This window comes from Paenibacillus sp. MT86, assembly GCF_058792535.1.
Genome location: NZ_CM179499.1, coordinates 5020027 through 5045813, shown reverse-complemented (window position 1 = coordinate 5045813; position 25787 = coordinate 5020027). Strand labels below are relative to the sequence as shown.

The 25787-nt window shown below is 56.4% G+C and carries 18 protein-coding genes; 14 read left to right on the top strand and 4 right to left on the bottom strand.

Annotated features, from left to right (window positions below):
- Positions 1–45 precede the first annotated feature (45 nt).
- Entirely contained in the window at positions 46–501 is a 456-nt protein-coding gene (locus tag AC3RCL_RS22660) for a PCYCGC motif-containing (lipo)protein (RefSeq protein ID WP_492532138.1), read from the bottom strand.
- The gene (locus tag AC3RCL_RS22655) at positions 498–1025 is read right to left on the bottom strand and encodes a thioredoxin family protein (RefSeq protein ID WP_096776045.1); all 528 of its coding nucleotides are present in this window, start codon (positions 1023–1025) and stop codon (positions 498–500) included. The genes AC3RCL_RS22660 and AC3RCL_RS22655 overlap by 4 nt, the downstream gene beginning before the upstream one ends.
- 159 nt (positions 1026–1184) lie before the next feature.
- Between AC3RCL_RS22655 and AC3RCL_RS22650 the strand changes: the two genes are divergently transcribed.
- The 13 genes from AC3RCL_RS22650 to AC3RCL_RS22590 all read left to right on the top strand — a co-directional run bounded on the left by AC3RCL_RS22650 (position 1185) and on the right by AC3RCL_RS22590 (position 21498).
- Complete coding sequence (locus AC3RCL_RS22650) at positions 1185–2789, top strand: RsmB/NOP family class I SAM-dependent RNA methyltransferase (protein ID WP_492532136.1); 1605 nt, start codon at positions 1185–1187, stop codon at positions 2787–2789.
- On the top strand, positions 2786–3547 hold the full coding sequence (locus tag AC3RCL_RS22645) for a pseudouridine synthase (RefSeq protein ID WP_096776043.1): 762 nt from the start codon (positions 2786–2788) through the stop codon (positions 3545–3547). The genes AC3RCL_RS22650 and AC3RCL_RS22645 overlap by 4 nt, the downstream gene beginning before the upstream one ends.
- 30 nt (positions 3548–3577) lie before the next feature.
- The gene (locus tag AC3RCL_RS22640; RefSeq protein ID WP_015736678.1) at positions 3578–4378 is read left to right on the top strand and encodes a Cof-type HAD-IIB family hydrolase; all 801 of its coding nucleotides are present in this window, start codon (positions 3578–3580) and stop codon (positions 4376–4378) included.
- Between the two features lie 253 nt (positions 4379–4631).
- Positions 4632–5846: an ABC transporter substrate-binding protein gene (locus AC3RCL_RS22635; protein WP_492532133.1), complete on the top strand. Its 1215-nt coding sequence runs from the start codon at positions 4632–4634 to the stop codon at positions 5844–5846.
- Between the two features lie 48 nt (positions 5847–5894).
- Positions 5895–6965 carry an ABC transporter substrate-binding protein gene (locus AC3RCL_RS22630; RefSeq protein ID WP_492532131.1) on the top strand — a complete coding sequence of 357 codons (1071 nt, stop codon included), beginning with the start codon at positions 5895–5897 and terminating at the stop codon, positions 6963–6965.
- Positions 6966–6974: 9 nt separating this feature from the next.
- Complete coding sequence (locus tag AC3RCL_RS22625; RefSeq protein WP_492532129.1) at positions 6975–7847, top strand: alpha/beta hydrolase; 873 nt, start codon at positions 6975–6977, stop codon at positions 7845–7847.
- Positions 7828–8613 (top strand): 2,3-dihydro-2,3-dihydroxybenzoate dehydrogenase, encoded by a 786-nt coding sequence (locus tag AC3RCL_RS22620; protein WP_492532127.1) that lies wholly within the window; start codon positions 7828–7830, stop codon positions 8611–8613. The genes AC3RCL_RS22625 and AC3RCL_RS22620 overlap by 20 nt, the downstream gene beginning before the upstream one ends.
- 78 nt (positions 8614–8691) lie before the next feature.
- Positions 8692–9936 carry an isochorismate synthase DhbC gene (gene dhbC, locus AC3RCL_RS22615; protein WP_492532125.1) on the top strand — a complete coding sequence of 415 codons (1245 nt, stop codon included), beginning with the start codon at positions 8692–8694 and terminating at the stop codon, positions 9934–9936.
- 3 nt (positions 9937–9939) lie between these two features.
- On the top strand, positions 9940–11592 hold the full coding sequence (locus tag AC3RCL_RS22610) for a (2,3-dihydroxybenzoyl)adenylate synthase (protein ID WP_492532123.1): 1653 nt from the start codon (positions 9940–9942) through the stop codon (positions 11590–11592).
- A 21-nt stretch (positions 11593–11613) separates the two neighbouring features.
- Complete coding sequence (locus AC3RCL_RS22605; protein WP_492532121.1) at positions 11614–12597, top strand: isochorismatase family protein; 984 nt, start codon at positions 11614–11616, stop codon at positions 12595–12597.
- Between the two features lie 15 nt (positions 12598–12612).
- Entirely contained in the window at positions 12613–19842 is a 7230-nt protein-coding gene (locus tag AC3RCL_RS22600; protein WP_492532119.1) for an amino acid adenylation domain-containing protein, read from the top strand.
- Positions 19826–20053 (top strand): MbtH family protein, encoded by a 228-nt coding sequence (locus AC3RCL_RS22595; protein WP_277746601.1) that lies wholly within the window; start codon positions 19826–19828, stop codon positions 20051–20053. Before AC3RCL_RS22600 ends, AC3RCL_RS22595 begins: the two co-directional genes overlap by 17 nt.
- Positions 20050–21498: an MDR family MFS transporter gene (locus tag AC3RCL_RS22590; RefSeq protein WP_492532116.1), complete on the top strand. Its 1449-nt coding sequence runs from the start codon at positions 20050–20052 to the stop codon at positions 21496–21498. Before AC3RCL_RS22595 ends, AC3RCL_RS22590 begins: the two co-directional genes overlap by 4 nt.
- 293 nt (positions 21499–21791) lie before the next feature.
- On the opposite strand, the gene AC3RCL_RS22585 is transcribed toward AC3RCL_RS22590, so the two are convergent.
- Positions 21792–23180: an RsmF rRNA methyltransferase first C-terminal domain-containing protein gene (locus tag AC3RCL_RS22585; RefSeq protein ID WP_492532114.1), complete on the bottom strand. Its 1389-nt coding sequence runs from the start codon at positions 23178–23180 to the stop codon at positions 21792–21794.
- Positions 23181–23372: 192 nt separating this feature from the next.
- Positions 23373–24536 carry a GGDEF domain-containing protein gene (locus AC3RCL_RS22580; RefSeq protein ID WP_213579372.1) on the bottom strand — a complete coding sequence of 388 codons (1164 nt, stop codon included), beginning with the start codon at positions 24534–24536 and terminating at the stop codon, positions 23373–23375.
- Between the two features lie 108 nt (positions 24537–24644).
- Here AC3RCL_RS22580 and AC3RCL_RS22575 point away from each other — a divergent pair, with 108 nt between their 5' ends.
- Complete coding sequence (locus AC3RCL_RS22575) at positions 24645–25781, top strand: glycosyltransferase family 4 protein (protein ID WP_015736665.1); 1137 nt, start codon at positions 24645–24647, stop codon at positions 25779–25781.
- Positions 25782–25787 lie beyond the last annotated feature (6 nt).

The following is a 25787-nucleotide window of genomic DNA, read 5'->3' as shown; positions in this document are numbered from 1 at the left end:
GGATCTACTGTGGGCAGCTCTTTGTTTGTATGATCATGCGATGGATCAGGACTCGGTGCCTTTATATTTGTCATCGATGAACTGTTTGATTTCCTCGACGGATTTTCCTTCGTCATGGAGCCGTTTTGCATCCTGCAGCTCGGTCAGGCAGATGCCGCACTGGGCACCATGGTCCGTCCATTTGACTTCGCCGTCCTTGCTCTCGGCGATGAAGCAGCGGTGAAGGGAATCATGATAGCCGGTCTCCTCGTCCATGCAGCCGCAGTAGCACTTGATTTCCTTGATAATGTCCTCAAGTTCTCCGACCGTGGCATAGGTTGCTTGCGTATTGTCGGTGTAATTGGTCAGAAACTCCGGCATCACCGTCAGGCTGGCCGTGGTCTCGTATCGTTCGGAAGCGGCGCCGTGCTGATGGCTTGCAGCGGATTCTTTGCCGCCGCATGCGGTCAGCAGCATGCCCGATATGACGAAGGTAAAGAGAATGGCGCGGGTGCGGTTCATTTCGTCACGCTCCCTTTGTATTTATCCAGGAATTGCTTGAAGTCGTCGATGGAGTAGCCTTCGCTGGAACCTTCCGGTTTCAATCCGCCGACCATGCGTTCCTTCTCTATGCCGTTCTCGAAGTATACGAGCGTCGGGGTGAACTCGATGTTGTATTCTCTCCAGCCCTCCTGATACTCGCGGAGATTGTACTGGTGCATCGTAATGCCGGCGTCATCGGCCAATGGCATCAATTCCGGGGTCGTCGCCCGGCAGTGCGGACAATCGGAAGCAAAGAAATACACGAAAAAGTTCTCTTTGTTGTCGACCTTGCTCTTCAGCTGATCCGGCAAAATGATTTGCTGGTAATTCGGATCATTAAGGAGCTCCTGTGTAGCCGGGTTCAGGCTGGAGACCTTCTTGCCGCCGTATAAATCGCTTGCTTCTCCTTGACCGTTCAAGAAAACGAGTGCGGCAACCAACAGTACGAAGACTCCCCCGAAGGCGTATAACGCGGTGTATTTATTCTTTTTTTTGCGGTTCATGGATCCACCCCCTAATGAGTAATATAAACAAGGACTTGTCCTTTTTAATGTAGTTTATTATACAATATTAAAAGTCGCAGCGGAACATGCGAAAGTTCGCTTCGGCTGTGCGAACATACACTTCAAACCGATACGATACAGAACAGGTAGGTACTTAGTATGGCATTACGTCTGCCTTCGCCGTTTCTGGCGAAGATGAAATCGCTGCTCGGCGAAAACTATGACAATTTTATGAAGTCTTATGAACAACCCCCGTTTGCCGGCATTCGGGTGAACACGCTGAAGATCGGCAAGTCCGATTTCTTGGAAATATCCCCCTTTGCCCTTGCGCCCATCCCCTGGTGTCCAACCGGTTACTATATTCAGGAGGGGGAGCGCCCGGGGCGGCACCCTTACTATCATGCAGGGCTTTATTATATCCAGGAGCCGAGCGCCATGGCTCCCGTCGAGCTGCTTGATGTTACGCCGGGCGACCGGGTACTGGATTTGTGCGCCGCTCCGGGGGGCAAATCCACGCAGATTGCGGCGAAGCTGAAGGGGCAGGGGGTGCTGATCAGCAATGATCTGCATCCGGACCGCACCAAAGCGCTGGCCAAGAATTTGGAGATGTACGGCGTGCGGAATGCCGTGGTGCTGAATGAGGAGCCGGAGCGGATTGCCGGGGCTTTTCCCGAATTTTTCACGAAAATATTGATAGATGCTCCATGCTCCGGCGAAGGGATGTTTCGCAAAGACGAGTCCATGCTGAAGTACTGGGAGGAATCGTCTCCGCTCAAGTTTGCGGAGATGCAGCGGGACATCCTGAAATCGGCGGCAGCCATGCTCTGCCCGGGAGGTCGGCTCGTGTATTCTACCTGCACCTTCTCTCCGGAAGAGAATGAAGGGATGATTGCGGAGTTTCTGAGCGAACATCCGGATTTTCGCGTGGTTCCGGTGGATCATTCGGAATTCTTTTCCCCGGGAGAAACGGACTGGATGGCGGGCCAAGGGAACGTGAAGGACGATGTGCTGGGACAGCTAGCCGGCACCGCTCGATTGTGGCCGCATAAGGTCAGAGGCGAAGGGCATTTCATGGCCGTGCTTCAGCGGGAAGGCGAGCTGGACCTCCGGGAGGCCGAGAAAGACCAAGCTCCTTGGATCCAGACAGGCAGCCTGAACCACGGTTCGCTTGCTGTCTCCCCGCGGGCCGACTCATCCCGAGAGCGTAAATGGAAACCTGCTCTCCGGGAAGAGCGGCCGGGAAAACCCGGGAGGGGCAGCAACGGCGCTTCGCGTCAGCAGGCATCCCGCCCAAACGGAGGAGATCGTCAGTCCAATCCGATTTCGCTCGACCCGTTCCAGGCCTTTATCCATGAGCAGCTGTACGTAAAGCTGCAGGGATATCCCGTTGTCTACGGCAGCCATGTGTACGTATCGCCACTGCCGGAGGAGCGTCTGAAGCAGCTGAAGGCCATCCGTCCCGGATGGTACATGGGACAGCTGAAGAATGAACGGTTCGTGCCGGGGCATCCTTTGGCCACGGCGCTGCAAGCGGATGAGGCCGCCCGGCATGTGAGCCTGTCTTCCCAGGACGGCGAAGCGGTCCGGTATTTGAAAGGGGAAACCTTGTCGATTCCGGAGGAACGCGTGACGTGCCGACCGGGTGCTGAAGCGAAGGGTTATGTGTTAGTGTGTATAGACGGATACTCGGCCGGCTGGGGCAAATGGCAGTCAAGCATGTTGAAGAACGAGTATCCGGCAGGGTGGAGGTGGACATCGGTATGAGTGGCAAAGGCAGGACTACGCAAAGACTGGACAAGGTGCTGTCCAATCTGGGATTCGGCTCGCGGGCCGAATTAAAGAAAAAAGCGAAGCAGGGGAGCATCGTCGTCAACGGAACGGTAACGAAGGATCCGGGAAAACATGTGGATCCCTACGCGGATATCATTGAGTTTGAAGGGGAAACCATTCAATACCGGGAGTACGTGTATCTCATGCTGCACAAACCTCCGGGCGTCGTCTCGGCAACCGAGGATCTGCGCGATCGTACGGTGCTGGATCTGCTGGATGCGGAATATCGGGTCTTTGAGCCGTTTCCGGTGGGCAGGCTGGATAAAGACACGGAAGGACTGCTGCTGCTTACGAATGACGGCAAATTGGCCCATGAGCTGCTGTCGCCCCGGAAGCATATTCCCAAGACTTATGAAGCGACCGTAGAGGGCCGCGTGGACGAAGAGGATGTGCGTCGGTTTGCCGCAGGAGTCACATTGGATGACGGATACGTAACCTTGCCCGGAGAGCTGGCGATCCATTCCCATGAGGAACGGGACGACGGAGTCTCGCTGTCGCGCATCTCGCTGACCATCCATGAAGGCAAATTTCATCAGGTCAAGCGGATGTTTGAGGCGGTAGGCAAAAAAGTCGTGTATCTCAAAAGAATCAGCATGGGCGAACTTCGATTGGATGAAAATCTCGAGATCGGAACTTACCGGGAGCTGACCGAGCAAGAACTGGCTTTGATCGGAAGAGCCGGATCAGAATAGAGAAATAGAGACTTAAAGGATGGATGGAGAATGGGATACAAATTGGTCGCGCTTGACGTAGACGGAACGCTGCTGAATGATCATCACGAAATTACGGAGAAGACCAGGAACACCGTGATGGAAGCCGCAAAACAAGGGGTAGAGATCGTACTGTGCACGGGCAGAGGGCCGCTGAATTCGATTCCTTTCATGAAAAGCATGGGTCTCGGCGGTTATGTCATCAGTCATAACGGCGCGGCAACGGTCGAAGTGGAGACCCATCACATCGTGCATCAGTTCGGCATGGACCCGGGTCAGCTGGAACCCTTCATGAAATATTGCCGTGAGCACGGGGTGCATTTTGACGTGAATACCGCCTTCGAGATGTACGTGGACCAGGTGGATGAGCTTGCCGGACCGGTACGTTCGATGTACGAAAACTATTTGATGCTGCCAAGCAATCTGCCGTCATGGGAGGAGCTGTCGGACCCGGTCGTGAAATTTACGGTATTCGGCGAATCCGCCGATATCGACCGCGTCTATGCGGATTGGAGCAAGTGGACCCTGCCCTTCAACATGCTGCGAAGCGGCGAGTTCTTTATCGACCTGATGCACAGCCAAGCATCCAAGGGAAATGCGCTGAAGCAGCTGGCAGCCAAAAGAGGCTATCGGCCGGACGAAGTGCTGGCCATCGGCAATTACTTCAACGATATTACGATGCTCACTTACGCGGGCATGGGCATTGCGATGGATAATTCGCCGGTAGAGGTCAAGGCCGCCGCCAATGCGGTAACGGCTTCGAATAACGAGGACGGCGTACACGAAGCGCTGGTGAAATACTGCTTGTCGTAAAAATTGAATACTGCAGAAGCGAGAACCCGCCATGGGACACTTGAAAAAGTGCCCGAAGGCGGGTTTTTTGCGTGAATGGGAGCCGGTTAACCGCATTCTCTAAGAAGATGAAGACAAGCATATCCTTCCAGATTTGGATTGACACGATAGAAGCGTCATGCTATTTTTATCAATGAAAATGATAATCATTATCAGTTATAAAATCTGAAACCCCAAGCCTGCATATCGTTTTATCGAAAAAAGGAGGCAGCTCATGCATACGGAAGAAGAGCAGATCATAGATAACGCATGCGATTCGGATCGCAGCGGAAAAACCAGCCTGGTGGAGATCAAGGAGTACATCGACAGCCATTATCACGAGGCGTTAACCATTGGCAGACTGGCCGGAATGGCTAATATATGTCCCAAGTATTTCGTAGACCTGTTCAAGAAGACATTCGGCCAGACCACGATTGATTACCTGACGCATGTTCGCATGAATCACGCCAAGCGTTACTTGGCCGAATCGGACGATCGGCTTCGGGATATCGCACAGAAGGTTGGTTATAAGGACGAGTTCTATTTCAGCCGGATATTCAAGAAGAAGGTGGGCATGTCGCCGTCGGAATATGCCCGAAATTCGAGGCAGCTGATCGCGGCCTGTTCTTCTGCGATCATCGGGCAGCTGGTGGCGCTGAACGTCATTCCAGCCGCCGCGCCGCTTGATGCGAAGTGGACCCCGTTTTATTACAATGCCTACAATTCGGAGATCAAGTCCCGCTTGAAATTGACGAACCCTTATCCGGACAGCCGCTTTGAGGAGAATATCGAGCAGCTGTTCCGCGCCAAACCCGACGTCATTATCGGCATGGATCACCTGGGTGAAGAGGAAATAGCCAAGCTGGAGCCTATCGCCCCCACCTTCATTGTTCCGTCCCATGCAGGGTGGAAGAAGCAGCTGGAGCTGATCGCGGCATTCCTGAACAAGGAAGAACAAGCACAGTTCTGGATCGGACAGTATGAGCGGAAAGTGGCGCGGGCACGCTCGCGAATGCAGGAAGTGGTGGGGAATGATCGTGTTGCCGCGCTGCGGATATATGGGCAAAATCTCTATTCCTACGGTAACCGGGGGCTTGAGGAAGTGCTGTTTCAGGATTTGCAGCTCAAGGGAGCTTGCCGATCTGATGCCAGCCGGAATCAGCAGATAACGATGGATGATTTGCTGCGGTGCGATCCGGACCGGATTCTGATCGCGGTATGCCCGGAAGCCGCATCGCGGCGCTATTGGCTCGCGCTCCAGCATTCCGCCGAGTGGCATAGGCTTCGAGCCGTCGCTCAAGGAAGGGTCTATACGATCTCGTCCGATCCTTGGTTCGAATACTCCGCGCTTGCCGTGACGAGAATGCTGGACGAGGCGATGCTGCTGTTTACAGGAGATAGTCCAAACGGAGTTCTGGATAAAAGCCATGGTGAATCGTTTGCTACGTAATATATACTCGTCTTAATTGAGAATCATTATCACAGGAGGAGATACATTGTGGCAAAACGTTTCAATCGTGGAAAGAGAATTTGGAGGATCAATATAGCGGCACTTGCGTGTTGTGCCGTCATCATAGGCTTGCTGTCAGGCTGTGGGGATAAGGCGGAGACCGAGGCGCCTGGTGGCGATCAGGAGGCAGCGAAGACCGCAGCGGTGGAGACGTCCGGCAAAGCAGGGAGCAGCCAAGCGTCGACGGAGGAACCAGGGACGAACCGTGAGGAGACGTCCACGAAGGAGGAACGTACGGTAACGGATGAGCTTGGACACGAAGTGAGGATTCCGGCTGAGGTGAACAAGGTGTTTGCGCCGAACATGGAAGATTCCTTGCTGAAGCTCGGCGTGAAGCCCGTTGCCCAATGGGCCAACGGCAAGCAAGGACACTCTTATTTGCAGGAGGAGCTGGACGGCATTCCCCTGATCGATTTTTCGGGTGGCTTGCCTTCGCCGGAGGCCCTGATGTCCTACGAACCGGATCTTATCGTGCTTCACACGGAGACTTACGCGGCGGACGGCACCTATGAGAAATACGCCAAAATCGCGCCGACGTACGTATTCAAAAATGCTTCCGGGAATGTCGAGAAATCGCTGACCACCCTGGGCGATCTGCTCGGGAAGGCGCCGGAGGCCGAGACCACCTTGAAAAATTATCAGCAAAAAGCAAGCGAAGCGAAGGCGAAGCTGAGTTCCGTGGTGGGGGACAAGAACGTGGTCATTATCCGTTTCGCACCCAGAGGAGTCAGTTTGATGGGCGGAAATTACCTGTGCGGATATGTCATCCATCAGGACCTGGGACTGGGCAAGTCCAAGCTGGTCGAGAACGAGAATGCAGCTAACCTATCCCTGGAAATACTCCCGCAGCTCGATGCGGACTATATATTCGTCATCAACGCCTATGATCAAGGAACGGAACGCATGAAGGAAATGACGGAAAGCCCGATCTGGAAAGGCATGCCCGCGGTCAAGAACGGTCAGGTCTATGAAGCCGATAACGAATACTGGCTGGGAAGCGGCCTGATCGCTTACGAGAAAATCGTGGATGACGTCGTTCGCTCCATTACGGGTCAATAGGAGGAACATATGAGCCATCATACGACTTCCGTAGACATGATGAGGCGCAGCGTGGTGTTGACCCGTGCGGAGCATTGGGGGATGCGCTCGAGGGGCGGGCGCCACTATCGAATCATAACGGCACAGCCGACGGGACCGGCCCCGCCGTCCGGATATCCGGTCATCTATTTACTGGACGGCAACAGCGTGTTTCACACGATGGTCGAGACGCTGCGCCTGCAGTGCCACAGGCCGGACAAAACCGGGATATTGCCGGCTGTCGTTGTAGGCATCGGTTACGAGACGGAGGGGCAGTATGCTTCGGACCGGTTCTATGATTACACGCCCTATCCAAACACGAAGTTCAGGAACAAGCTGGACGGGGATTCCGTGCCGGAGCAGGGGGGAGCGGCTGAGTTTCTGCAATTCATCGAGGAGGAGCTGAAACCGCAGATCGAGGGCGAGTTCAACATTGACCGGCATCGCCAGACGATATTCGGCCATTCCCTCGGCGGGCTGTTCACGCTCTATGCCATGTTCAGCAAACCGCAGGCGTTCTCGTGTTACATCGCCGGCAGCCCTTCTATTCACTGGAATTCGGAGTATTTACGCGAGCTGGAGCAGCGCTATGCCGATCAGGTCAAGGAACAACCTTATCCTGTCCGGCTGCTGCTTGGCGCAGGAGAACTCGAAAGGCCCCATGTCACCGGCAATTGCATCCGCGCATCTGAGCTCGCCGAACGTCTGGCTGTTCTGTCCGAGTATGGCATGCATACCGAATTCAAGGAGTTTGAGGGGGAAGGGCATCTATCCGTGCTGCCAGTCCTCATCAGCAGAGCATTACGGTTTGCCCTTCACCCTGAACATGAAGGAGATGATCACCATGGAGAGCGCAGGCATTAGAGGGAAAGTAGCGCTCGTGACCGGTGCCGCCCAAGGAATAGGCGAAGCGGTGGCACGGGCCCTTGCCCGGCAAGGAGCCGTTGTAGCGGCCTGCGACCGAAAGGAGGCCGAGCTGCTCCGCCTTGCGGCCGACCTATCCGGATCAGGCGTTCATGCCGCGGCTTACAAGACGGATGTGAGCCGCAGTGCCGAGGTTGAAGCGATGGTCGAACGTGTTGAGGATGAGCTCGGACCGATCGAGATTCTCGTCAACGTTGCGGGAGTGCTGCGGGTCGGCGGGGTCGAGTCGCTTACCGACGAGGATTGGCAGGCCCACTTCAACGTCAATACCCACGGCGTATTCTACACCTCGCGCTCCGTCGTGAGACGCATGGCGAGCCGTCATTCCGGAGCTATCGTGACGGTAGGCTCGAATGCGTCCAAGTTTCCGCGGTCCCAAATGTCGGCCTACGCCGCCTCCAAGGCGGCGTCCACGATGTTTACGAAATGCCTGGGGCTCGAATATGCCCGCCACCATATCCGCTGTAACGTGGTTTCCCCGGGCTCTACGGATACCGAAATGCAGCGTTTGTTATGGAAGGATGAACATGGTGCAAGGCCCATTATCGAGGGGGCGCCGGACTCCTTCCGCCTCGGCATACCGCTTGGCAAAATCGCAATCCCTTCGGACATTGCGGATGCGGTCATTTTCCTTGTATCCGATCGGGCCGGGCACATGACGATGCAGGACGTATGCGTGGATGGCGGCGCGACGTTGGGATGCTGAGCATTTACGGGTTTTCATGCTTGATGATTTTCTAAATTCAATATACTAGGTAGGCTCATAAGCAGAGAGGAGACTGAAATGTTACGCTATGATGCTCCAACCGCAGCGGAGGCTGCACAACTTATGGAACAATACCAGGTCGGTTCGTCTTTCTTCTTCTCATCCCCTCGCAAGACGCTGTTAACGCATGGAGAGTATTCAAGATTGCAGGTTTCCTCGGGTACCGGGCACAGAACGCTGCCGGAACGCGTCCGTGAATTGCTGGAATTCGCGAAGCAAGCGGGACGGCGGGATGCCGTTGTTGTTGGCGCCATACCTTTTGACATTCAAAAACCGGCCAGTCTGTTTATTCCGCTTTCGGCCCAGTGGCACGATTCCCTTCTATTCTCTGAAGGCGAGGATCCGGAAATGCCCCGAATTTCCAGTTACAAGGTGCTTTCCGTTCCGGAGCCGACGGCGTTCAAGGAAGGCGTGAACCGGCTGCTGGACCTCATTTCTCAAAAGAAACTCCATAAAGCGGTGCTTTCCCGAACGCTGGATATCACGCTTCCTCATGCCCTGTCCATTCCACAGATATTGACTCATTTAGCTTATCACCACTCCCATGGCTACACGTTTGCCGTACCGTTGGCACCCGAATTGTCCCACACTTCAAGCCCGGATGCCGTTGCATCCACCCGGACGCTGTTTGGCGCAAGCCCCGAGCTCTTAATTACGAAGAAGGGTTCGCGAATCAAAGGAAATCCATTGGCGGGCTCTGCGGCACGAAGCGCCGATCCCGCTGAAGATCAGCGGCGGGCGGCAGCCCTGCTGTCATCCGCCAAAGACCGATATGAGCATGCCATCGTAATCGATGCCGTGGCATCGGCCTTGCAGCCTTATTGCAGCAAGCTGGAGGTTCCCGCCGAACCTTCGCTCGTACAGACCAAAGCCATGTGGCATCTATCCACCGAAATCAATGGCGTCCTGAAGGAGGAATCGGTAACGTCATTGGAGCTTGCCTTGGCGATGCATCCGACGCCGGCAATCTGCGGCACGCCGACCGATGCGGCCCGGGATGCCATACAAGAGATCGAGCCGTTCGATCGCGGCTTCTACTCGGGAGCCGTCGGTTGGTCGGATGCCAACGGGGATGGCGAGTGGGCGGTGACGATTCGCTGCGCAGAAACGGAAGGAAACTTATTGCGGGTGTTCGCAGGCGCAGGAATCGTGACCGGTTCCATAGCGGAGGCGGAGCTGGCCGAGACTTCGGCCAAATTCCGCACGATTCTGGCCGCGATGGGTTTGAATGAGCAACAAACAACGATGTTGGAGGAGGAATGAGGAATGTTGGCAGGTTGTAAGGCTTGGCCGGAGGAATTTGCCGCCCGCTACCGGGAGGCAGGCTGCTGGCAGGGCGAAACCTTTGGAGAGCTCTTGCGTAAACGGGCTGCAGCGCATGGGGAACGGGTTGCGGTCGTGTGCGGCGACCGGCACATAAGCTACGCCGAGCTGGACAACCGGGTGGATCGATTGGCCGCGGGATTTCTTAAGCTCGGCATTAAGGCACAGGAGCGGGTTATCGTTCAGTTGCCGAATATCGCTTCATTTTTCGATACGATATTCGCGCTGTTCCGGATCGGAGCGCTTCCCGTCTTCGCTCTGCCCGTTCATCGCCGGAACGAAATCGTATATCTGTGCGGCTTTAGCGAAGCCGCCGCGTATATCATTCCCGATATGGAAACGGGCTTTGATTATCGCGACCTGGCGGCTCAGGTTCAGGCATCGGTGCCTTCCCTCCGCCATGTCATCGTAGCCGGCGACCCGGGTCCGGGGGCGTTCGTATCCCTGGACGATTTGTACCTCGATGATTCGGAGCGCTCTTTGTACGGATCAGACACGGAAGGCCCTGATCCCGGCGATGTCGCGTTTCTCCAGCTGTCGGGCGGGACGACCGGACTGCCGAAGCTCATACCGCGCACGCATGACGACTATATTTACAGCTTGCGCATGAGCGCCGAAATCTGCTCGCTGGATAAGGATAGCGTTTATTTGGCGGTACTTCCCGTCGCGCATAATTTCCCGCTCAGCTCGCCGGGCGTGCTCGGGACGCTGTATGCCGGAGGCAGGGTTGTTCTTGCCCGGTCGGCGAGTCCGGATACGGCATTTCCGCTGATCGCTTCCGAGGGCGTCACGATAGCGGCGGTCGTTCCGCCCCTGGCCATGATTTGGCTTGAAGCGGCACCATCCCGTTCCGAAGACCTCTCCAATCTGCAGGTGCTGCAGGTAGGCGGGGCCAAATTCAGTGCGGAGGCGGCCAAACGCGTGCAAACGGTGCTGGGATGCAAGCTGCAGCAAGTGTACGGGATGGCGGAAGGCTTGGTGAACTATACCCGGCTGGATGACCCCGAAGACATAACGGTGCATACGCAGGGGCGGCCCATGTCCCCTTACGATGAAGTGAAGCTGGTCGATGAGGATGATGTCGAGGTAGCCCCCGGCGAAGTCGGGGAATTGCTGACACGGGGGCCTTATACGATTCGCGGCTACTATAAAGCGGACAAGCATAACGAAAAGGCTTTTACCACGGACGGCTTCTATCGCACGGGTGACCTTGCCAGCATGACGCCTTCAGGTTACCTGGTGATCCAAGGCCGTTCCAAGGATCAAATTAACCGAGGGGGGGACAAGGTTGCAGCCGAAGAGGTGGAGAACCATCTGCTTGCCCATCCCAGCGTGCACGATGCTGCCGTGGTCGCGATGCCGGACGAGTATCTGGGCGAGCGGACCTGCGCCTTCGTTATCGTTCATCATGGCGCGGTTAGCGGCAATGAGCTGAAGGCGTTTCTCAGGAATAGAGGGCTCGCTGCGTACAAAATCCCGGATCGGGTGGAGTTTATGGACTCCTTCCCCCACACGGGTGTCGGCAAAGTAAGCAAAAAGCAGCTGCGGGAGCTCGCGGCTCAGAATCAGGACGCACGGCTGAAACTTTCCAAATAATATCGAAATGAGGAGATATGGATGGCACTTCCTAAGATTTTACCTTATCCCATGCCAGGGGAGACCGACCTGCCCAAGAACAAGGTAGCATGGACGGCGGATCCGAACCGTGCCGTGCTGCTCATCCACGATATGCAGCAATATTTCATCGACGCGTTCACGCCTGATCAATCGCCGGTCGTGGAACTGATCGCCCATATTCAGAAGCTGCGTTCCTGCTGCGCGGAGCTTGGCATTCCCGTGATCTATTCGGCCCAGCCCGGGGGCCAGGCACCGGAGCAGCGCGGCCTGCTGCAGGATTTCTGGGGATCCGGCATCAACGACGGTCCCTACCAGAAAAAGTTCGTGGATGCGGTGGCGCCGTCGGAACGGGATATGCTGTTGACCAAATGGAGGTACAGCGCCTTCCAGAAGACCGATCTGCATGAAATCATGCGCGAGTTCGGCCGCGACCAGCTGATGATCTGCGGGATCTATGCTCACATCGGCTGTCTGTTGACCGCCGGCGAAGCTTTCATGAAAGACATACAGCCGTTCTTCATTGCGGATGCCCTTGCGGATTTCTCGTTAGAGAAGCACCGTCTGGCACTTGTTTATGCAGCGGAACGCTGCGCCGTTACGCTGACCACGGAACGACTGATCGCTTCGCTGACTTCAGCGCGTCACCCCGTCTCGGGTCGTTCCGAAGCTCGAACCGGAGAGGGAAGACCCGCAGATGCTGTGGAGGAGCTATCGCCGCTCACGCTGCAGACGCTGCGAGAGAACGTAGCGGAATTGCTGCAGGAACGGCCGTCGAGCATCGGCGAGGATGACCATTTGATTGAATACTGGGGACTGGATTCCATTCGCATCATGAGTTTGGCCGAGCGCTTCCGGCGCGAGGGCTTGGATATCAGCTTTGTGGAGTTGGCCGAGCAGCCGACACTGGCGGGCTGGTGGGGATTGCTGTCGGACAAGCAGAACGTGCGCGTGTCACCGCCCAATTATGATTACTATACGGTGTAAAAGGAGGGAATTCGTATGCTTGAGCAAAAGAGGGAGCGCTGGTCCCTGTCCGGAGCGCAGCTGGGGATATGGTATGCCCAGCAGCTGGACCCCGACAATCCGATATTCAACACGGCGGAATGCATTGAGATTCGAGGACCTGTAGATCCGGTTCTCTTCGAGAAGGCCTTGCGCCAGGTGGTGGGGGAGGCCGATGCCCTGTTTGCCCGCTTCGGCGAAGATGCGGACGGTCCTTGGCAGTCGATCGATCCGTCTCCTGACTGGCCTCTGCACGTGATGGATGTCAGCGGGAAGGTGGATCCTCATCTTGCTGCCCGAAGCTGGATGGAGCATGACCTTGCCCAAGCTATCGATCTAAGCCAAGGACCGCTGTTTACGGAGGCGCTGTTCAAGCTCGCCGCCGATCGCTACTATTGGTACCAACGCATCCATCATATCGCGATCGACGGGTTCGGCGTATCGCTTCTGCTGCAAAAAGTTTCCGAGGTCTACACGGACTTAACGGGCGGGGACACATCCGGCATAGGCCCGTTCGGCAGGTTCCGGACGATCCTGGAAGAAGATGCGTCATACCGCATGTCGCAACAGCTCGACTCGGATCGCCAATTCTGGCTGCAGCGCTTTGCCGATGAGCCGGAGGTGGTCAGCTTAGGGGGACAGGCGCAGCGTTCGGCGCGGAGCTTCCTGCGCCGTTCGGCGCAGCTCCCGGCCTCTTCAATGCAACGTTTGCAGGCGGCAGCGCAAGCTGCAGGGACAAGCTGGCCGGATGCGATTGCGGCTGCTGCGGCTCTATATGTCCATCGTATAACAGGCGCCGAGGAGGTTGTGCTTGGATTGACGGTGATGTGCCGCTTAGGCTCGTCATCCATCCGCATTCCGGGCATGGTCATGAATTTGCTCCCGCTCCGGGTGCGCGTCAGGCCCGATATGACCCTGATCGATCTGCTGCGGCAGCTCGCACGGGAGAATCGCGAAATCAAGCGGCATCAGCGCTACAGGCATCAAGACATCCGGCGTGATCTCAAGCTGCTTGCGGACAACCGCAGGTTATTCGGACCGCTCGTGAATGTGATGCCTTTTGCGGAAGAATTGAATGTTGGCGGTTTCCGAGGCAGCGTCCGCAATCTTGCGTCCGGTCCCGTGGATGATTTGACGATGAACGTGTACGGCGGATTGGGCGGGCACGGGCTGAGAATCGACATGGATGCCAATCCGCAGATTTACGGCGCAGATGAGTTAGAGTCCCATTTACAACGCTATTTGTATCTGCTGGACAGCCTTGCCGAAGCGGAGGCGAATGATCCCGTCGGGAGCTTGGACTATATTTTGCCGGACGAACGCGAGAAGGTGCTCGTTCAGTGGAACGATACGACCCGCGCCTTGCCGCAGATCAGCGTGCCGCAATTATTCGAGGAGCAGGCTGCGCGTACGCCGCAGGCGGAAGCCGTCATATGCGAAGGGCTATCCGTTCGTTACGAGGACCTGAACAGACAGGCGAATCGCCTGGCCCGCTTGCTGATTGCCCGGGAAATAGGGCCTGAGCGAATCGTTGCCCTGTCGCTGCCACGGTCGGTGGATATGCTTGTTGCCATCCTCGCCGTGCATAAGGCCGGGGCGGCATACTTGCCATTGGATCCGGACTATCCGGATGATCGGATCGCTTATATGCTTGCCGATGCCAGCCCGGCATGCTTGATAACGACCCGGCAGCTGTCTGAACATTTCGCGGCTGTCATGGAAGATAAGGACGTAATCCTGTTGGATGCCGCGGCTACCCTTCAGCGATTGGAGCAGCAGGCCTTTCATAATCCTGTCGATGCTGATCGCGTACGTCCACTGCTGCCGCTTCACCCGTCTTACGTTATTTATACTTCCGGATCAACCGGCCGACCCAAGGGGGTCATGCTCACGTTCGAAGGCCTAGCCAATCTGCTGTCGGATATGCGCGAGCGTTTGGGCATCGGGGAGCGGGACCGCTGGCTGTCGGTCACCACGATGTCATTCGACATCTCGGTCATGGAGATGCTGCTGCCTCTGGCATGCGGTTCGACGCTCGACATCGTGATGCGGGATACCATTCTCGACGCAGCGGCGCTCATACGCCGAATTCGGGAGACGGGGACCACCATCATGCAGGCGACCCCGACGTTATGGCAGTCGATTGTCGCTTGCCGTCCAGGAAAATTTGAGCGGCTCAAAGTCATTACCGGGGGCGAGGCGCTGCCGGTCGGTCTTAAGCTTGCGCTTCAAGACCTGAACTGCGAAGTGAACAATCAATATGGTCCGACGGAGACAACGATTTATTCGACGGCGGCAAAACTCGATCAAACACCAGATAAGCCATCCATCGGAGGACCGGTGTGGAATACGAGACTGTATGTGCTCGATTCTTCGCTCTCCCCGGTTCCGCCAGGCGTAACGGGCGAGCTGTACATTGCGGGCTTGGGGCTTGGCCGGGGGTACTTGGGAAGACCCGACTTGACGGCGGATCGGTTTGTCGCGGATCCTTACGGCCCCCCGGGATCCCGGATGTATCGAACTGGCGACCTTGCCCGCTGGCAGGAGAACGGCTGGATCGATTATTTGGGACGCGCCGACCATCAGATCAAGCTGCGCGGCTTCCGGATCGAGACCGGCGAGATTGAGTCCGTGCTTGCGGCTCATCCAGCAGTGGAGCAGGCCTTTGTCATGGTTCGCGAGGATCGGGTCGGAGATCGCCGGCTTGTGGCTTATATCGTTCCGTCGTCAGACTGGCCACATCCCATCGATTCGGCAGATTTACGGAGTTATGCCGCAGAGAAACTGGCGGAGTATATGGTGCCGTCTGTCATCGCAGCCCTTGAAGCGCTGCCGCTCACGCCGAACAAGAAGGTGGATCGCAAAGCGCTTCCCGTGCCTGATGTCCGGCTGGCGGCCGGGCGTATGCCGCGAACGCCGCAAGAGGAGATGCTTTGCACGATTTTTGGCGAGGTGCTGGGCTTGCCAAGGGTTACCATCGACGATGATTTCTTCGAGCTTGGCGGTCATTCTCTGTTAGCCGGCCGGGTCATGGTCCGTATCCGGGAAGCATTCGGCGCAGAGCTAAGCATTGGCAGCCTGTTCGAAGCGTCAACGGCCGCGAGTCTCGTCAAGCGGCTCGATCATGCGCAAGCAGCCAGACAGGCCGTGCGTCCCGCGGCAAGATGCGAGCGCTTGCCGTTGTCGTTTGCGCAGCAGCGGTTATGGTTTTTATATCGGTTGGAGGGTCCGAGCCCAACCTATAATATTCCTCTTGTGGCCCGCTTGTCGGGTGACCTCGATCTGGCATCGCTGCGTATGGCACTGAGGGATGTAGTGGCTCGGCATGAGTCGCTGCGCACGGTGTATCCTGAACACGACGGGGCTTCGTATCAGCGCATTTTGGATGCCGAGAGGGCCCGGCCGGAGCTAATAGTAACCGAGATCCGCGAAGCGGAGATTGCGGATCGATTGGCCGATGCCGTCAGGTACCGTTTCGAGCTTGCAGCAGAAACTTCCCTTCGGGCAGAGCTGTTTAAGCTGGGCGATCGAGAGTTTGTCCTGCTGTTGCTGCTGCATCATATCGCCGGAGACGGCTGGTCGCTTACCCCGTTGACGCGGGATCTAGCGGATGCCTACGCGGCAAGGTGCCTGGGGAGCGAGCCGACATGGATTCCGTTACCGGTACAATATGCCGATTATGCCATGTGGCAGCAGAAGCTGTTTGGCCGCTCGGGCGACGAGAACAGCCTGATTGACCGCCAGCTGGAATATTGGACCGAAGCGCTTTCGGGCTTGCCGGAGCAATTGGAGCTGCCTACCGACTTTCCACGGCCCGCCGTGGCCAGCTATCAGGGCGGCAGCGTGCCGTTTTCGATATCCCGTGAGCTGCATCAGCAGTTGAATGGGCTCGCGCAGAGCAACAGGGCGACTTTATTCATGGTATTTCAGTCCGCGATGGCTGCGCTGTTTACGAAGCTGGGTGCAGGTACGGACATTCCGATCGGTAGCCCCGTATCGGGTCGGAATGACGACAATCTGGATCATTTAATCGGTTTCTTCATCAATACCCTTGTGTTTCGCGTGGACACGTCGAACGACCCGACGTTCGATGAGCTGCTGCGACGGGTGCGGGAAAAGAGCTTGGCAGCCTTCGAGCATCAGGACGTGCCGTTCGAGCGGCTTGTCGAGACGCTGAATCCTCCGCGTTCCCGGGCGAGACATCCACTCTTCCAAGTGATGCTGGTGCTGCAGAACACGCCGGAAACTTCGCTTGAGCTTCCGGGAATCAGCTCGAAGCTGCAGCTGCAAAACGTGGGCACTTCGAAGTTCGACTTAACCTTCGAACTGACCGAGCGGCGGGATCAAACCGGCGAGCCGGACGGAGTGGACGGCTTCATTGAATTCAGCTCGGATTTGTTTGAGCGCGGGACGGCGGAAGCGATGGCGGAAAGATACGTGCGCGTATTGGAAAGTGCTGTCGTTGAACCAAGTAAAACCATCAGTAAACTGGATATTCTAACCGTTGATGAACAGGAGGAGATTCGTCGACAATGGAGTGCGCCGCTGCCAGTCACCGAGCAAGCAACTTTGTCCGAGCGGTTTGAAGCGCAGGTCAGCCGCTCGCCTCAATCGGTCGCGATTGTCCATGACGGCCAGTCTATGAGTTATGAGGAGCTGAACGAGCGAGCCAACCGGCTTGCCCATTTCTTGATTGCCTCCGGCGTCGGTACGGAGCAGATCGTAGCTCTCGCGCTGCCGCGTTCGGTGGATATGGTCGTCTGCATTCTGGCCGTGCTTAAAGCGGGGGCCGCTTACCTGCCTCTGGATCCGGAGTATCCGGAGGATCGATTGGCTTACATGTTGGAGAATGCTTGTCCGGTATGCATCATGACGAGCGTTCACGTGATGGATCAGCTGCCGAGTTTCGGACAATGGCTGCGCGTTGTCATCGATGGACCTGAAGAGGCTATGCAATGGCAGGGTTATTCCAAGGAGAATCCAAGCGACCGTGAGCGTCTTGGACGGCTTATGCCGCAGAATGCCGCTTATATCATTTATACCTCCGGTTCCACAGGCAAACCGAAGGGCGTGCTGGTGCCGCATCGGAATGTCGTCCGGCTATTCGATTCCACCCGGCATTGGTTCCAGTTTAATGAAACCGATGTATGGACCTTGTTCCATTCGTATGCCTTCGATTTCTCGGTGTGGGAAATATGGGGGCCGCTCTTGTACGGCGGCCGGCTGGTCGTGGTTCCGCATACGGTCAGCCGTTCGCCTGAAGAGATGATAGGCTTGCTGGTCCGGGAAGGCGTGACCGTGCTGAATCAGACGCCGTCGGCGTTCTATCCTTTGATTCAGGCGGATCGGGAGCAGCCGGAGACGGGTCGGCAGTTGTCGCTAAGGTACGTTGTGTTCGGAGGCGAAGCCTTGGAGCTTGGCCGGCTTACGGATTGGTATCGGCGCCATGCCGACGATGCCCCGCGTCTGATCAACATGTACGGCATAACGGAAACGACCGTGCATGTCAGCTACATGGAGCTGAACCGAAACCTGGCGCTCCCGGGAGCCGGCAGCCTGATCGGCGAAGCGATCCCGGATCTGCGGGTGTACGTGCTCGATGACAGGCTTCAACCCGTTCCGTATGGCGTCATCGGGGAAATGTATGTCGCCGGCGCAGGATTGGCGCGCGGGTACTGGGGACGTCCCGACCTTACCGCCGACCGGTTCGTGGCGGACCCATACGGCCCGCCGGGGACAAGAATGTACCGAACCGGCGATTTGGCGAGACGTTTTGCCGACGGCACGCTGGATTATTTGGGACGGTCCGACCATCAGGTGAAGATACGCGGCTTCCGGATCGAGCTTGGCGAAATCGAATCGGTCCTCGTGCGTCATGAGGCACTCTCGCAGGCGGCTGTCATCGTGCGTGAGGATCAGCCCGGAGACCAGCGGCTTGCGGCTTATGTCGTCGGCAATACAGGTGAATCGCCTTCGGGTACGGAGCTGCGCCGCTATGCCGCTTCGCTGCTTCCTGATTACATGGTTCCGTGGGCCTTCGTCATGATGGACAAGCTGCCGCTTACGCCTAACGGAAAGCTGGATCGCAAAGCGCTGCCCGCCCCCGAGATGTCGCCGGATGCGGATGGGCGCAATCCGCGAACTCCGCAGGAGGAAGTGTTATGCGAGCTGTTTGCCGAAATCCTCGGCGCCAAGCGGGTCGGCATCGATGACAGCTTTTTCGAGCTCGGCGGTCACTCTTTATTGGCGGTCCGGCTCATCAGCCGGGTTCGCGAAGCGCTCGGCAAAGAATTGAGCATTGCAGCATTGTTCGAAGCACCGACGGTAGCGGGGCTAGTCGACAAGCTTGAGATGGGCGGCGGGAACAGCGCGCTGCAGGTCGTGCTTCCGCTTCGGTCGCATGGAGATCAAACCCCGCTGTTCTGCGTGCATCCGGCAGGAGGATTAAGCTGGTGCTACGCCGGTTTGATGAAGCATCTCGGCATGAATTATCCGATTTACGGCTTGCAGGCAAGGGGCATTGCCCATGCGGAGGAGCTGCCGGGATCACTGGAAGAGATGACGGCAGACTACATCGGCCATATCCGCTCCCTACAGCCAGCGGGTCCATATCGGCTGCTCGGCTGGTCCTTGGGCGGCAATGTCGCTCAGTCGATTGCGGTACAGCTGCAGGAAGCGGGTGAGGACATTGAATTGCTCGCCATATTGGATGCTTATCCGAGCCATTATTTGCCGATCAAGGAAAAACCCGACGAAGACGAGGCTTTGACCGCGCTGCTGGCGCTTGGAGGCTTCGACAGGGAGAGCATTGAAGCGGGGCTTGGAGACGCGCCGTTAACCATAACGGCTGCCCTTGAACTGCTGCGTAACGAGAGCAGCGCGCTCTCGTCCCTTGAGGAAGAAACGATCATGAATCTGAAGACGACCTATGAAAATTCGGTTCAACTGCTAAAGGCTTACGTTCCGAAGCGGTTTGAGGGAGATATGTTATTCTTTCACTCCACGATCATCCCGGATTGGTTTGACCCCATCGACCCGGAGATGTGGGAGCCTTACGTAGGCGGCAAAATCGAGCGGCACGATATCGAATGCCGTCATAAGGATTTATGCCAGCCGGGACCTCTGGATGAGATCGGCAAGACGATTCTAAACAAGCTTGAAGAAATGGCATCTAAAACAGAGACAACGAGGGACAGGAGGGAACTGATCTATGACCAATCCTTTTGAGCAAGCCGGCGGCAAGTTTCTTGTACTGATGAACCATGAGGGCCAATATTCGCTCTGGCCGGCGTTCGCGGCTATTCCGGCCGGCTGGAACCAGGTTCTCGGACTTAGCTCGCGGGAGGAATGCGTCGCCTATATCAACGAGAACTGGGTCGATTTACGGCCGCGGAGCTTGTATGCCGATGCGGGAGCAATTCCGGAACCCGGACCATGAGCCATGGGCTGAATCCAAAAAAAGTAGTATGCATCGTCTATGTGGCCGCGATGTTTGTGGTTGCCATGGACGCCACCGTGCTGAACGTGGCGCTTCAGACGATCAGCAGGGAGCTTGAAGTGCCCCCTGCGGCTTCAGGCGTGCTGAATGTCGGTTATTTGGTCAGCTTGGCCATCGTTCTGCCGATGGCGGGCTGGCTTGGCGATACATGGGGAACGAAGCGTACGTTTCTCCTGGCACTGGGCCTTTTTACTGGAGCATCCGTATTGTGCAGCTCTGCAGACAGCTTGGCTGCGTTGACGCTTTTTCGCGTGATCCAAGGCATCGGCGGCGGCTTGCTGACCCCGGTCGGCATGGCGATGCTGTTCCGCATGTTCCCGCCGCAGGAGCGCGCGAAAATCTCCCGGGCGCTCATCCTGCCTATCGCGATTGCGCCTGCAATCGGCCCGGTTGTGAGCGGGCTGCTTCTTGAATATTTGACGTGGCGGTGGATCTTCTTCGTGAGCTTGCCGATCGGCATTCCCGCTCTCGTTTTCGGATTATTCTGGCTGAAGGAGCATCGGGAGCCGGATGCCGGCAAGCTGGACGTGCCGGGCCTGCTGCTGTCCGCGCCGGGGCTTGCCCTGCTGATGTTCGCCTTGAGCCAGGGGCCGCTGCACGGGTGGGACGCCCCGCGGGTATGGGACGCCGGCCTAGCTGGCATCCTGCTGTTGTCTGCTCTGGTGAAGGTGGAGCTAAGGGCTGCGAAACCGCTGCTGGATTTGCGGCTGCTGGGCAATCGCTTGTTCCGAACGTCGGGTATCATCGCAATGTGTGCATCTGCAGGTCTGCTGGGCATGCTCTACGTATTTCCCTTGATGTATCAGAACGCCCTGCACGTCTCCGCCTTGGATACGGGGCTGACGACGTTTCCCGAAGCCATCGGGCTGATGGTTGCCTCGCAGCTCGTACCCTGGACGTATCCAAGGATGGGCCCTAGGCGAGTGATCATCATGGGATTTGCGGTTACCGCGCTGATTTTTATTATGCTCAGCATAGTGGACGCCGGGACGAATCCGTGGTTTATACGGGCCCTGCTATTTGGCGTCGGCATTTTCCTTGGTCAAACCGTGGGATCCGTTCAGATCGCTGCCTTCGCCACCATCCCGCCTGCTTCGATGGGGCGCGCTTCCACCTGGTTTACGGTGCAGAACAGGCTTGGTCCCGCCATCGGGCTGGCTGTTCTATCAGGCATCTTGGCTGCCGTTGGAACGGAGACCGTAAACGCGGCGGGGGAGTTGGGGCCGAATCTGACGGCATATCGAGCAGCATTGCTTGGGGCCGCTGGCTTCCTGCTCATCGGTGCAGGCGCGGCGTTATGGATACGGGTTGCCGATGCGGCGTCCACGATTCGCAAACCCGCTACAATACCGGCCAAGGAACAGGCGGCTCCAGCCGAGAAATAACCGTGCTAAACATCCGGATGCCATAGACGAGATCCCCTTGGATTTAGTGGAAATACGCTTAGTTTTCGGCGATGGCCGGAAAGCCGTAAAAGCATTTCAAGTGAAAAAGGGGCTGTACTCCTGCATGCTGGTGCAGAAGAGTACAGTCCCTTTTTACGAAATGAATCAGCAAGCACGCAATGTCTGCTAATTTGATCCATTGGCCTTATCGTAGGCTGAATGTTATTTAAAATCGTATCCGCTGTAACGACAGTCTTTCTCTGTTCGCCACTTTTTGGGGAATTAGAAAGGGGCTACTTGGGATTGCGCAGCCCCTTGGGCAGGTGATTCTTGAGCTGGCCGCCGCTGGCTTTGCCCCAGCCGAGGGGGAGTCCGTCCGTAGTCACCAAAGTCCAGCCCCGATATTCGGAAGGAATGGAGATCACCTCTCCCCGCAAATAAGCAGCCGTTTCGGCAGAATCTGAAGGCAGGTCCCAGCTTCTGGCGGCTTGGCCTGGATTCAAGGACATGGCGAGGGCGTGAGCCGGCTCGATCCGATTCTTCTTCAGGTGGGCCAGATGAAGGCCGGCGCGCGGCATCTTCAGCCCCTTCAGCTGCTTATCGTGCCAAGGGACGCTCTCGCTGACCGGCAGCCAATATAATTCTTCGCCGAACAATATCGGCGTGCCGCCGCCAAGCTCAAAGCCGGGGAGGTCCTGCTTCGCCCAGTCTTGAAAGTCGGCCAGGGCGGAAAGCGCAGGAGCCTGTTTGCCGCCCCGGTTTGATTTGGCCTGAGCCTTACCGCTGTTGGTAAAGGTCTCTTGATCGTCGCTGTAAGCCTCGGCAGCCGGCGTTTTGACCAAGATGGCAACAAAATGCCCCTCGCCCCGCTCCAAATGTGGCCATAAGCGCTTCATTTGCTGCAGTTCCAAATCGGGATACTGCGAGAGAATGCGCTCGATCATCTCCTCATTTTCCGCCGTGTTGAACGTACAGGTGGAATACGCCAACGTTCCGCCTGGCTTGAGCATCCGGTAAGCCTCCTGGACAATGTCCCACTGCCGCGCAACGCACAGATCCACGTGTTCAGGCGACCATTCTGCAATTGCAGCGGCATCCTTTCGAAACATGCCTTCACCGGAGCATGGCGCATCTAGCATGATCCGGTCAAAGCAGGCAACGAAACGGCTGGATAGCTGATCCGGTGCCGCACTCGTAACGACGGTATTCGTTATTCCCATACGTTCCACGTTCTCGGCCAGAATGCGCGCCCGTTCGGGGTGGATCTCGTTGGAGACGAGCAGTCCCCGGCCCATCATTTTCGAGGCGATATGGCTTGTCTTGCCGCCGGGAGCGGCCGCAAGATCCAGGATGGTCTCCCCGGGCTGAGGATTCAGCAGTTCCACCGCGGACATTGCCGAGGGCTCCTGAATATAATATAGTCCGGCGGCATGATAAGGGTGCTTTCCTGGACGAACGCTTTCATCATAATAGTATCCGGTATCACACCAGGACACCGGCGTCAGTTGGAAGTCCCGGATGAGTTTCTTGACGCTGTCTGCGGCATGAACCGCTTTCAGCCGGTTAAGACGCAGCCCATGGGTGCGGGGCGAATCGTAGCTGTCCCAAAAGTCACATGAGGCATCCCCAAGGATTTCGTTCACGCTGGTGACGAAACCGACAGGCAATAGTTCCTTTCCCATTCGTTAATAGCTCCTTCTTTAGAATAAGGTTCATGTTGCTGCGTTAAGGCAGTTAATCCCTGTTCAGAGCCCATTTCTTCTCTGCCTCTAAGGAATCGGTCATTAGTTTATCACGTTGCCGCAGGGGGAGTAAAGAAATGTCAGGCAAAAAAAAGACCGCCCCCTTCATATCGTGGGCAGTCTGCGCCAGTGTTATCCGGCGGATTCCGTTGGTTCGGTGGATGCGGTTTTGAGGGACCGGTAATCGGACACCTTGTTTTTGCCGGTCGTCTTGGAATGATACATGGCTTTGTCCGCCTGTTTCATCAGCTCATCGCCGCGAACGCCTTTGCGCAGCACGCTGTATCCGATACTGATGGTTACGATGCTCTCGCTCGCCACTCGGGCTCGGATCTTCTCGGCGACCTGCGCGGGTTTGGCTTTGCGGTCAACGACCAAGGCGACCAATTCCTCGCCGCCATACCGGCCCGTAATCCCGATGCCTTCAAGCTCTTCCTCCATGATGGCGGCGACCTGCTTCAGCACTTCATCGGCTCTGGCGTGTCCCTGGGTATCATTCAGCTTCTTGAAATTGTCGATGTCGCAGAAGATGGCGGATATCTTCAGCTCCTGCGCCGCGTAATGGTCCAAATGCTTCATAAAGTGCCTGCGGTTGTAAAGCCCGGTTAATCCGTCCGTAATGGCGGACCGGTAAATGGACTGCATCAGCTCCACGATGCGCCTGAACAGAATGAAGAACACGATGCTGTAAAAGAGCACAGGCAGCGCGAGCGCCAGTCCCTGAAGCGCAGGCGACAGGCTGCCGGAATAGGTATGTACCGCTTGCAGAATCGTCCAGATGACGTAAACGGCAAGCCCGAGCGCGTATTTGATCGGCTGTCCGATCCGCGGGGTTACTTGCGTGTAGGCCAGGTAGAGCGCAGCGAGCTGCAGCACGTCAAAATATATGCTTTGCCATATCGGGTCAAGGGTGTATGGAAGGAATGAGGGAAGCATGAATGGAAGCATAAGCAGTGCGGCCGACAACAAGGGAAGCCAATAATGCATGGTTTTGATTTTGCGGTACAGCATGACAACCGAGATGTTCAGCAGAACGAACGAAAAAAGCTGGATGAAACGCAGAACGTCCGACTCTGGTGAGAAAACAGGTTTTCCCGTCCATGCCGAATGGATGTTCAGGCCCTCGTATGTCATAATGAAGAAGAAAGCTGCCGCCATATATATGTAAGCATTCTTGCGTTGCTTGCTGTACATAAAGAGACACATGATCAGCATCATGAGAGCGATATAAGCTCCGCACACGGCAAATATGGTGGGTAGTGGAGAAGTGGACCAGTAGTTCAATTCATAGGACAAATCGATTCACTCCTGAATAGGGATAGGTTTCCTTTGCATGAAACATATGTTCTAATATATCATATCGAAAAAGAATCTGAAAAGAGATTTAGAGAAAGGGGGATCCCCATGAAACTTCTTCAGGCATTATTCTTCCCTCCTGAACAGCCGGGCGGCGTCTCGTCCATGATTCCATATTTGCAGGAGCGCTTTCATTCCTCCCGTTGGGAGATGGAAATGTTCTGGCTGCCTAAGCGGATCCGCAATAAAGGCCAGGAGGATCCGATATTCCACACGTTTGATTGGAGAGAGTTCGAAGGGAGCCCGATCGTGGCCAAATACCTTCAAACCTACCGGGATTATCTGTGGTGGACCCGTCTGCGCATTCAAAAGCCTTATGATCTTATCCATAGTCATCATCCGATCGCAGGCATGTCGATGAAAGCCGTATTTCCCGAGGTGCCGCTCATCCAAACCGTGCACTCCAGTTACGAGCGCGAGCTGATCCTCAACGGAAGAATCAAGGAGGGAGGGCTGGAACACCGGTTCCTGGTGTCTTTGTACAAGGAGCTGGAGCATATCAGCGACCGGCTGCTGACCGTGTCGAACTCCTTCAAGGCGTATATGTCTCCCTACGTGAACACGCCCGAATCGATCGGCGTCATCCATAACGGATTCGATGATAAGAGATTCAAGCCCGTTCCCCATGAAAATGCGGTGCCTCAGCTGATTACGGTATGCCGTTTGGTGCCTGCAAAAGGATTGGATATTCTGCTCCAGGCCTGCGCGGAACTAAAACGGAAGGGATATGATTACGTCCTTCATATTATCGGCGACGGACCTTCCCGCCAGGAGCTCGAGGAGATGGCCAAAACGCTGGGCATCTACCAGGAGACGATTTTTTACGGCTATACGCTGCATCCGGAGGAGTTCATGCCGTTCTTTGACATCTTTGTCCTGCCTTCGAGAGCAGAGGCGTTCGGATCGGTGTTCGCGGAAGCGGCGCTCAGCTGTCTCGCCTTGGTAGGGACCGACGTCGGCGGCATCGCCGAGCAGATTGAGGACGGGGTCAACGGTTTGCTTGTACCGCCTGAAGATCCGATGGCGCTCAGCGTGGCGCTCGAGAAGGTCATCAGTGATCCGCTCTATCGTTACGAGCTGGCCCGGACCGCTTCGGATAAGGCAAAGAACCAATACTCCTTGTCCAGATCCGTGAACGAACTGAAAAAAATGTATTTGAAATTTCAACCCCAGATAGAGAGTTAGGGATCG

Bases quoted from the DNA above. Each gene is read 5' to 3' on its own strand.
- AC3RCL_RS22660 (WP_492532138.1), bottom strand. From the start codon at position 501: ATGAACCGCACCCGCGCCATTCTCTTTACCTTCGTCATATCGGGCATG.
- AC3RCL_RS22655 (WP_096776045.1), bottom strand. From the start codon at position 1,025: ATGAACCGCAAAAAAAAGAATAAATACACCGCGTTATACGCCTTCGGG.
- AC3RCL_RS22650 (WP_492532136.1), top strand. From the start codon at position 1,185: ATGGCATTACGTCTGCCTTCGCCGTTTCTGGCGAAGATGAAATCGCTG.
- AC3RCL_RS22645 (WP_096776043.1), top strand. From the start codon at position 2,786: ATGAGTGGCAAAGGCAGGACTACGCAAAGACTGGACAAGGTGCTGTCC.
- AC3RCL_RS22640 (WP_015736678.1), top strand. From the start codon at position 3,578: ATGGGATACAAATTGGTCGCGCTTGACGTAGACGGAACGCTGCTGAAT.
- AC3RCL_RS22635 (WP_492532133.1), top strand. From the start codon at position 4,632: ATGCATACGGAAGAAGAGCAGATCATAGATAACGCATGCGATTCGGAT.
- AC3RCL_RS22625 (WP_492532129.1), top strand. From the start codon at position 6,975: ATGAGCCATCATACGACTTCCGTAGACATGATGAGGCGCAGCGTGGTG.
- AC3RCL_RS22620 (WP_492532127.1), top strand. From the start codon at position 7,828: ATGGAGAGCGCAGGCATTAGAGGGAAAGTAGCGCTCGTGACCGGTGCC.
- dhbC (WP_492532125.1), top strand. From the start codon at position 8,692: ATGTTACGCTATGATGCTCCAACCGCAGCGGAGGCTGCACAACTTATG.
- AC3RCL_RS22610 (WP_492532123.1), top strand. From the start codon at position 9,940: ATGTTGGCAGGTTGTAAGGCTTGGCCGGAGGAATTTGCCGCCCGCTAC.
- AC3RCL_RS22605 (WP_492532121.1), top strand. From the start codon at position 11,614: ATGGCACTTCCTAAGATTTTACCTTATCCCATGCCAGGGGAGACCGAC.
- AC3RCL_RS22600 (WP_492532119.1), top strand. From the start codon at position 12,613: ATGCTTGAGCAAAAGAGGGAGCGCTGGTCCCTGTCCGGAGCGCAGCTG.
- AC3RCL_RS22595 (WP_277746601.1), top strand. From the start codon at position 19,826: ATGACCAATCCTTTTGAGCAAGCCGGCGGCAAGTTTCTTGTACTGATG.
- AC3RCL_RS22590 (WP_492532116.1), top strand. From the start codon at position 20,050: ATGAGCCATGGGCTGAATCCAAAAAAAGTAGTATGCATCGTCTATGTG.
- AC3RCL_RS22585 (WP_492532114.1), bottom strand. From the start codon at position 23,180: ATGGGAAAGGAACTATTGCCTGTCGGTTTCGTCACCAGCGTGAACGAA.
- AC3RCL_RS22575 (WP_015736665.1), top strand. From the start codon at position 24,645: ATGAAACTTCTTCAGGCATTATTCTTCCCTCCTGAACAGCCGGGCGGC.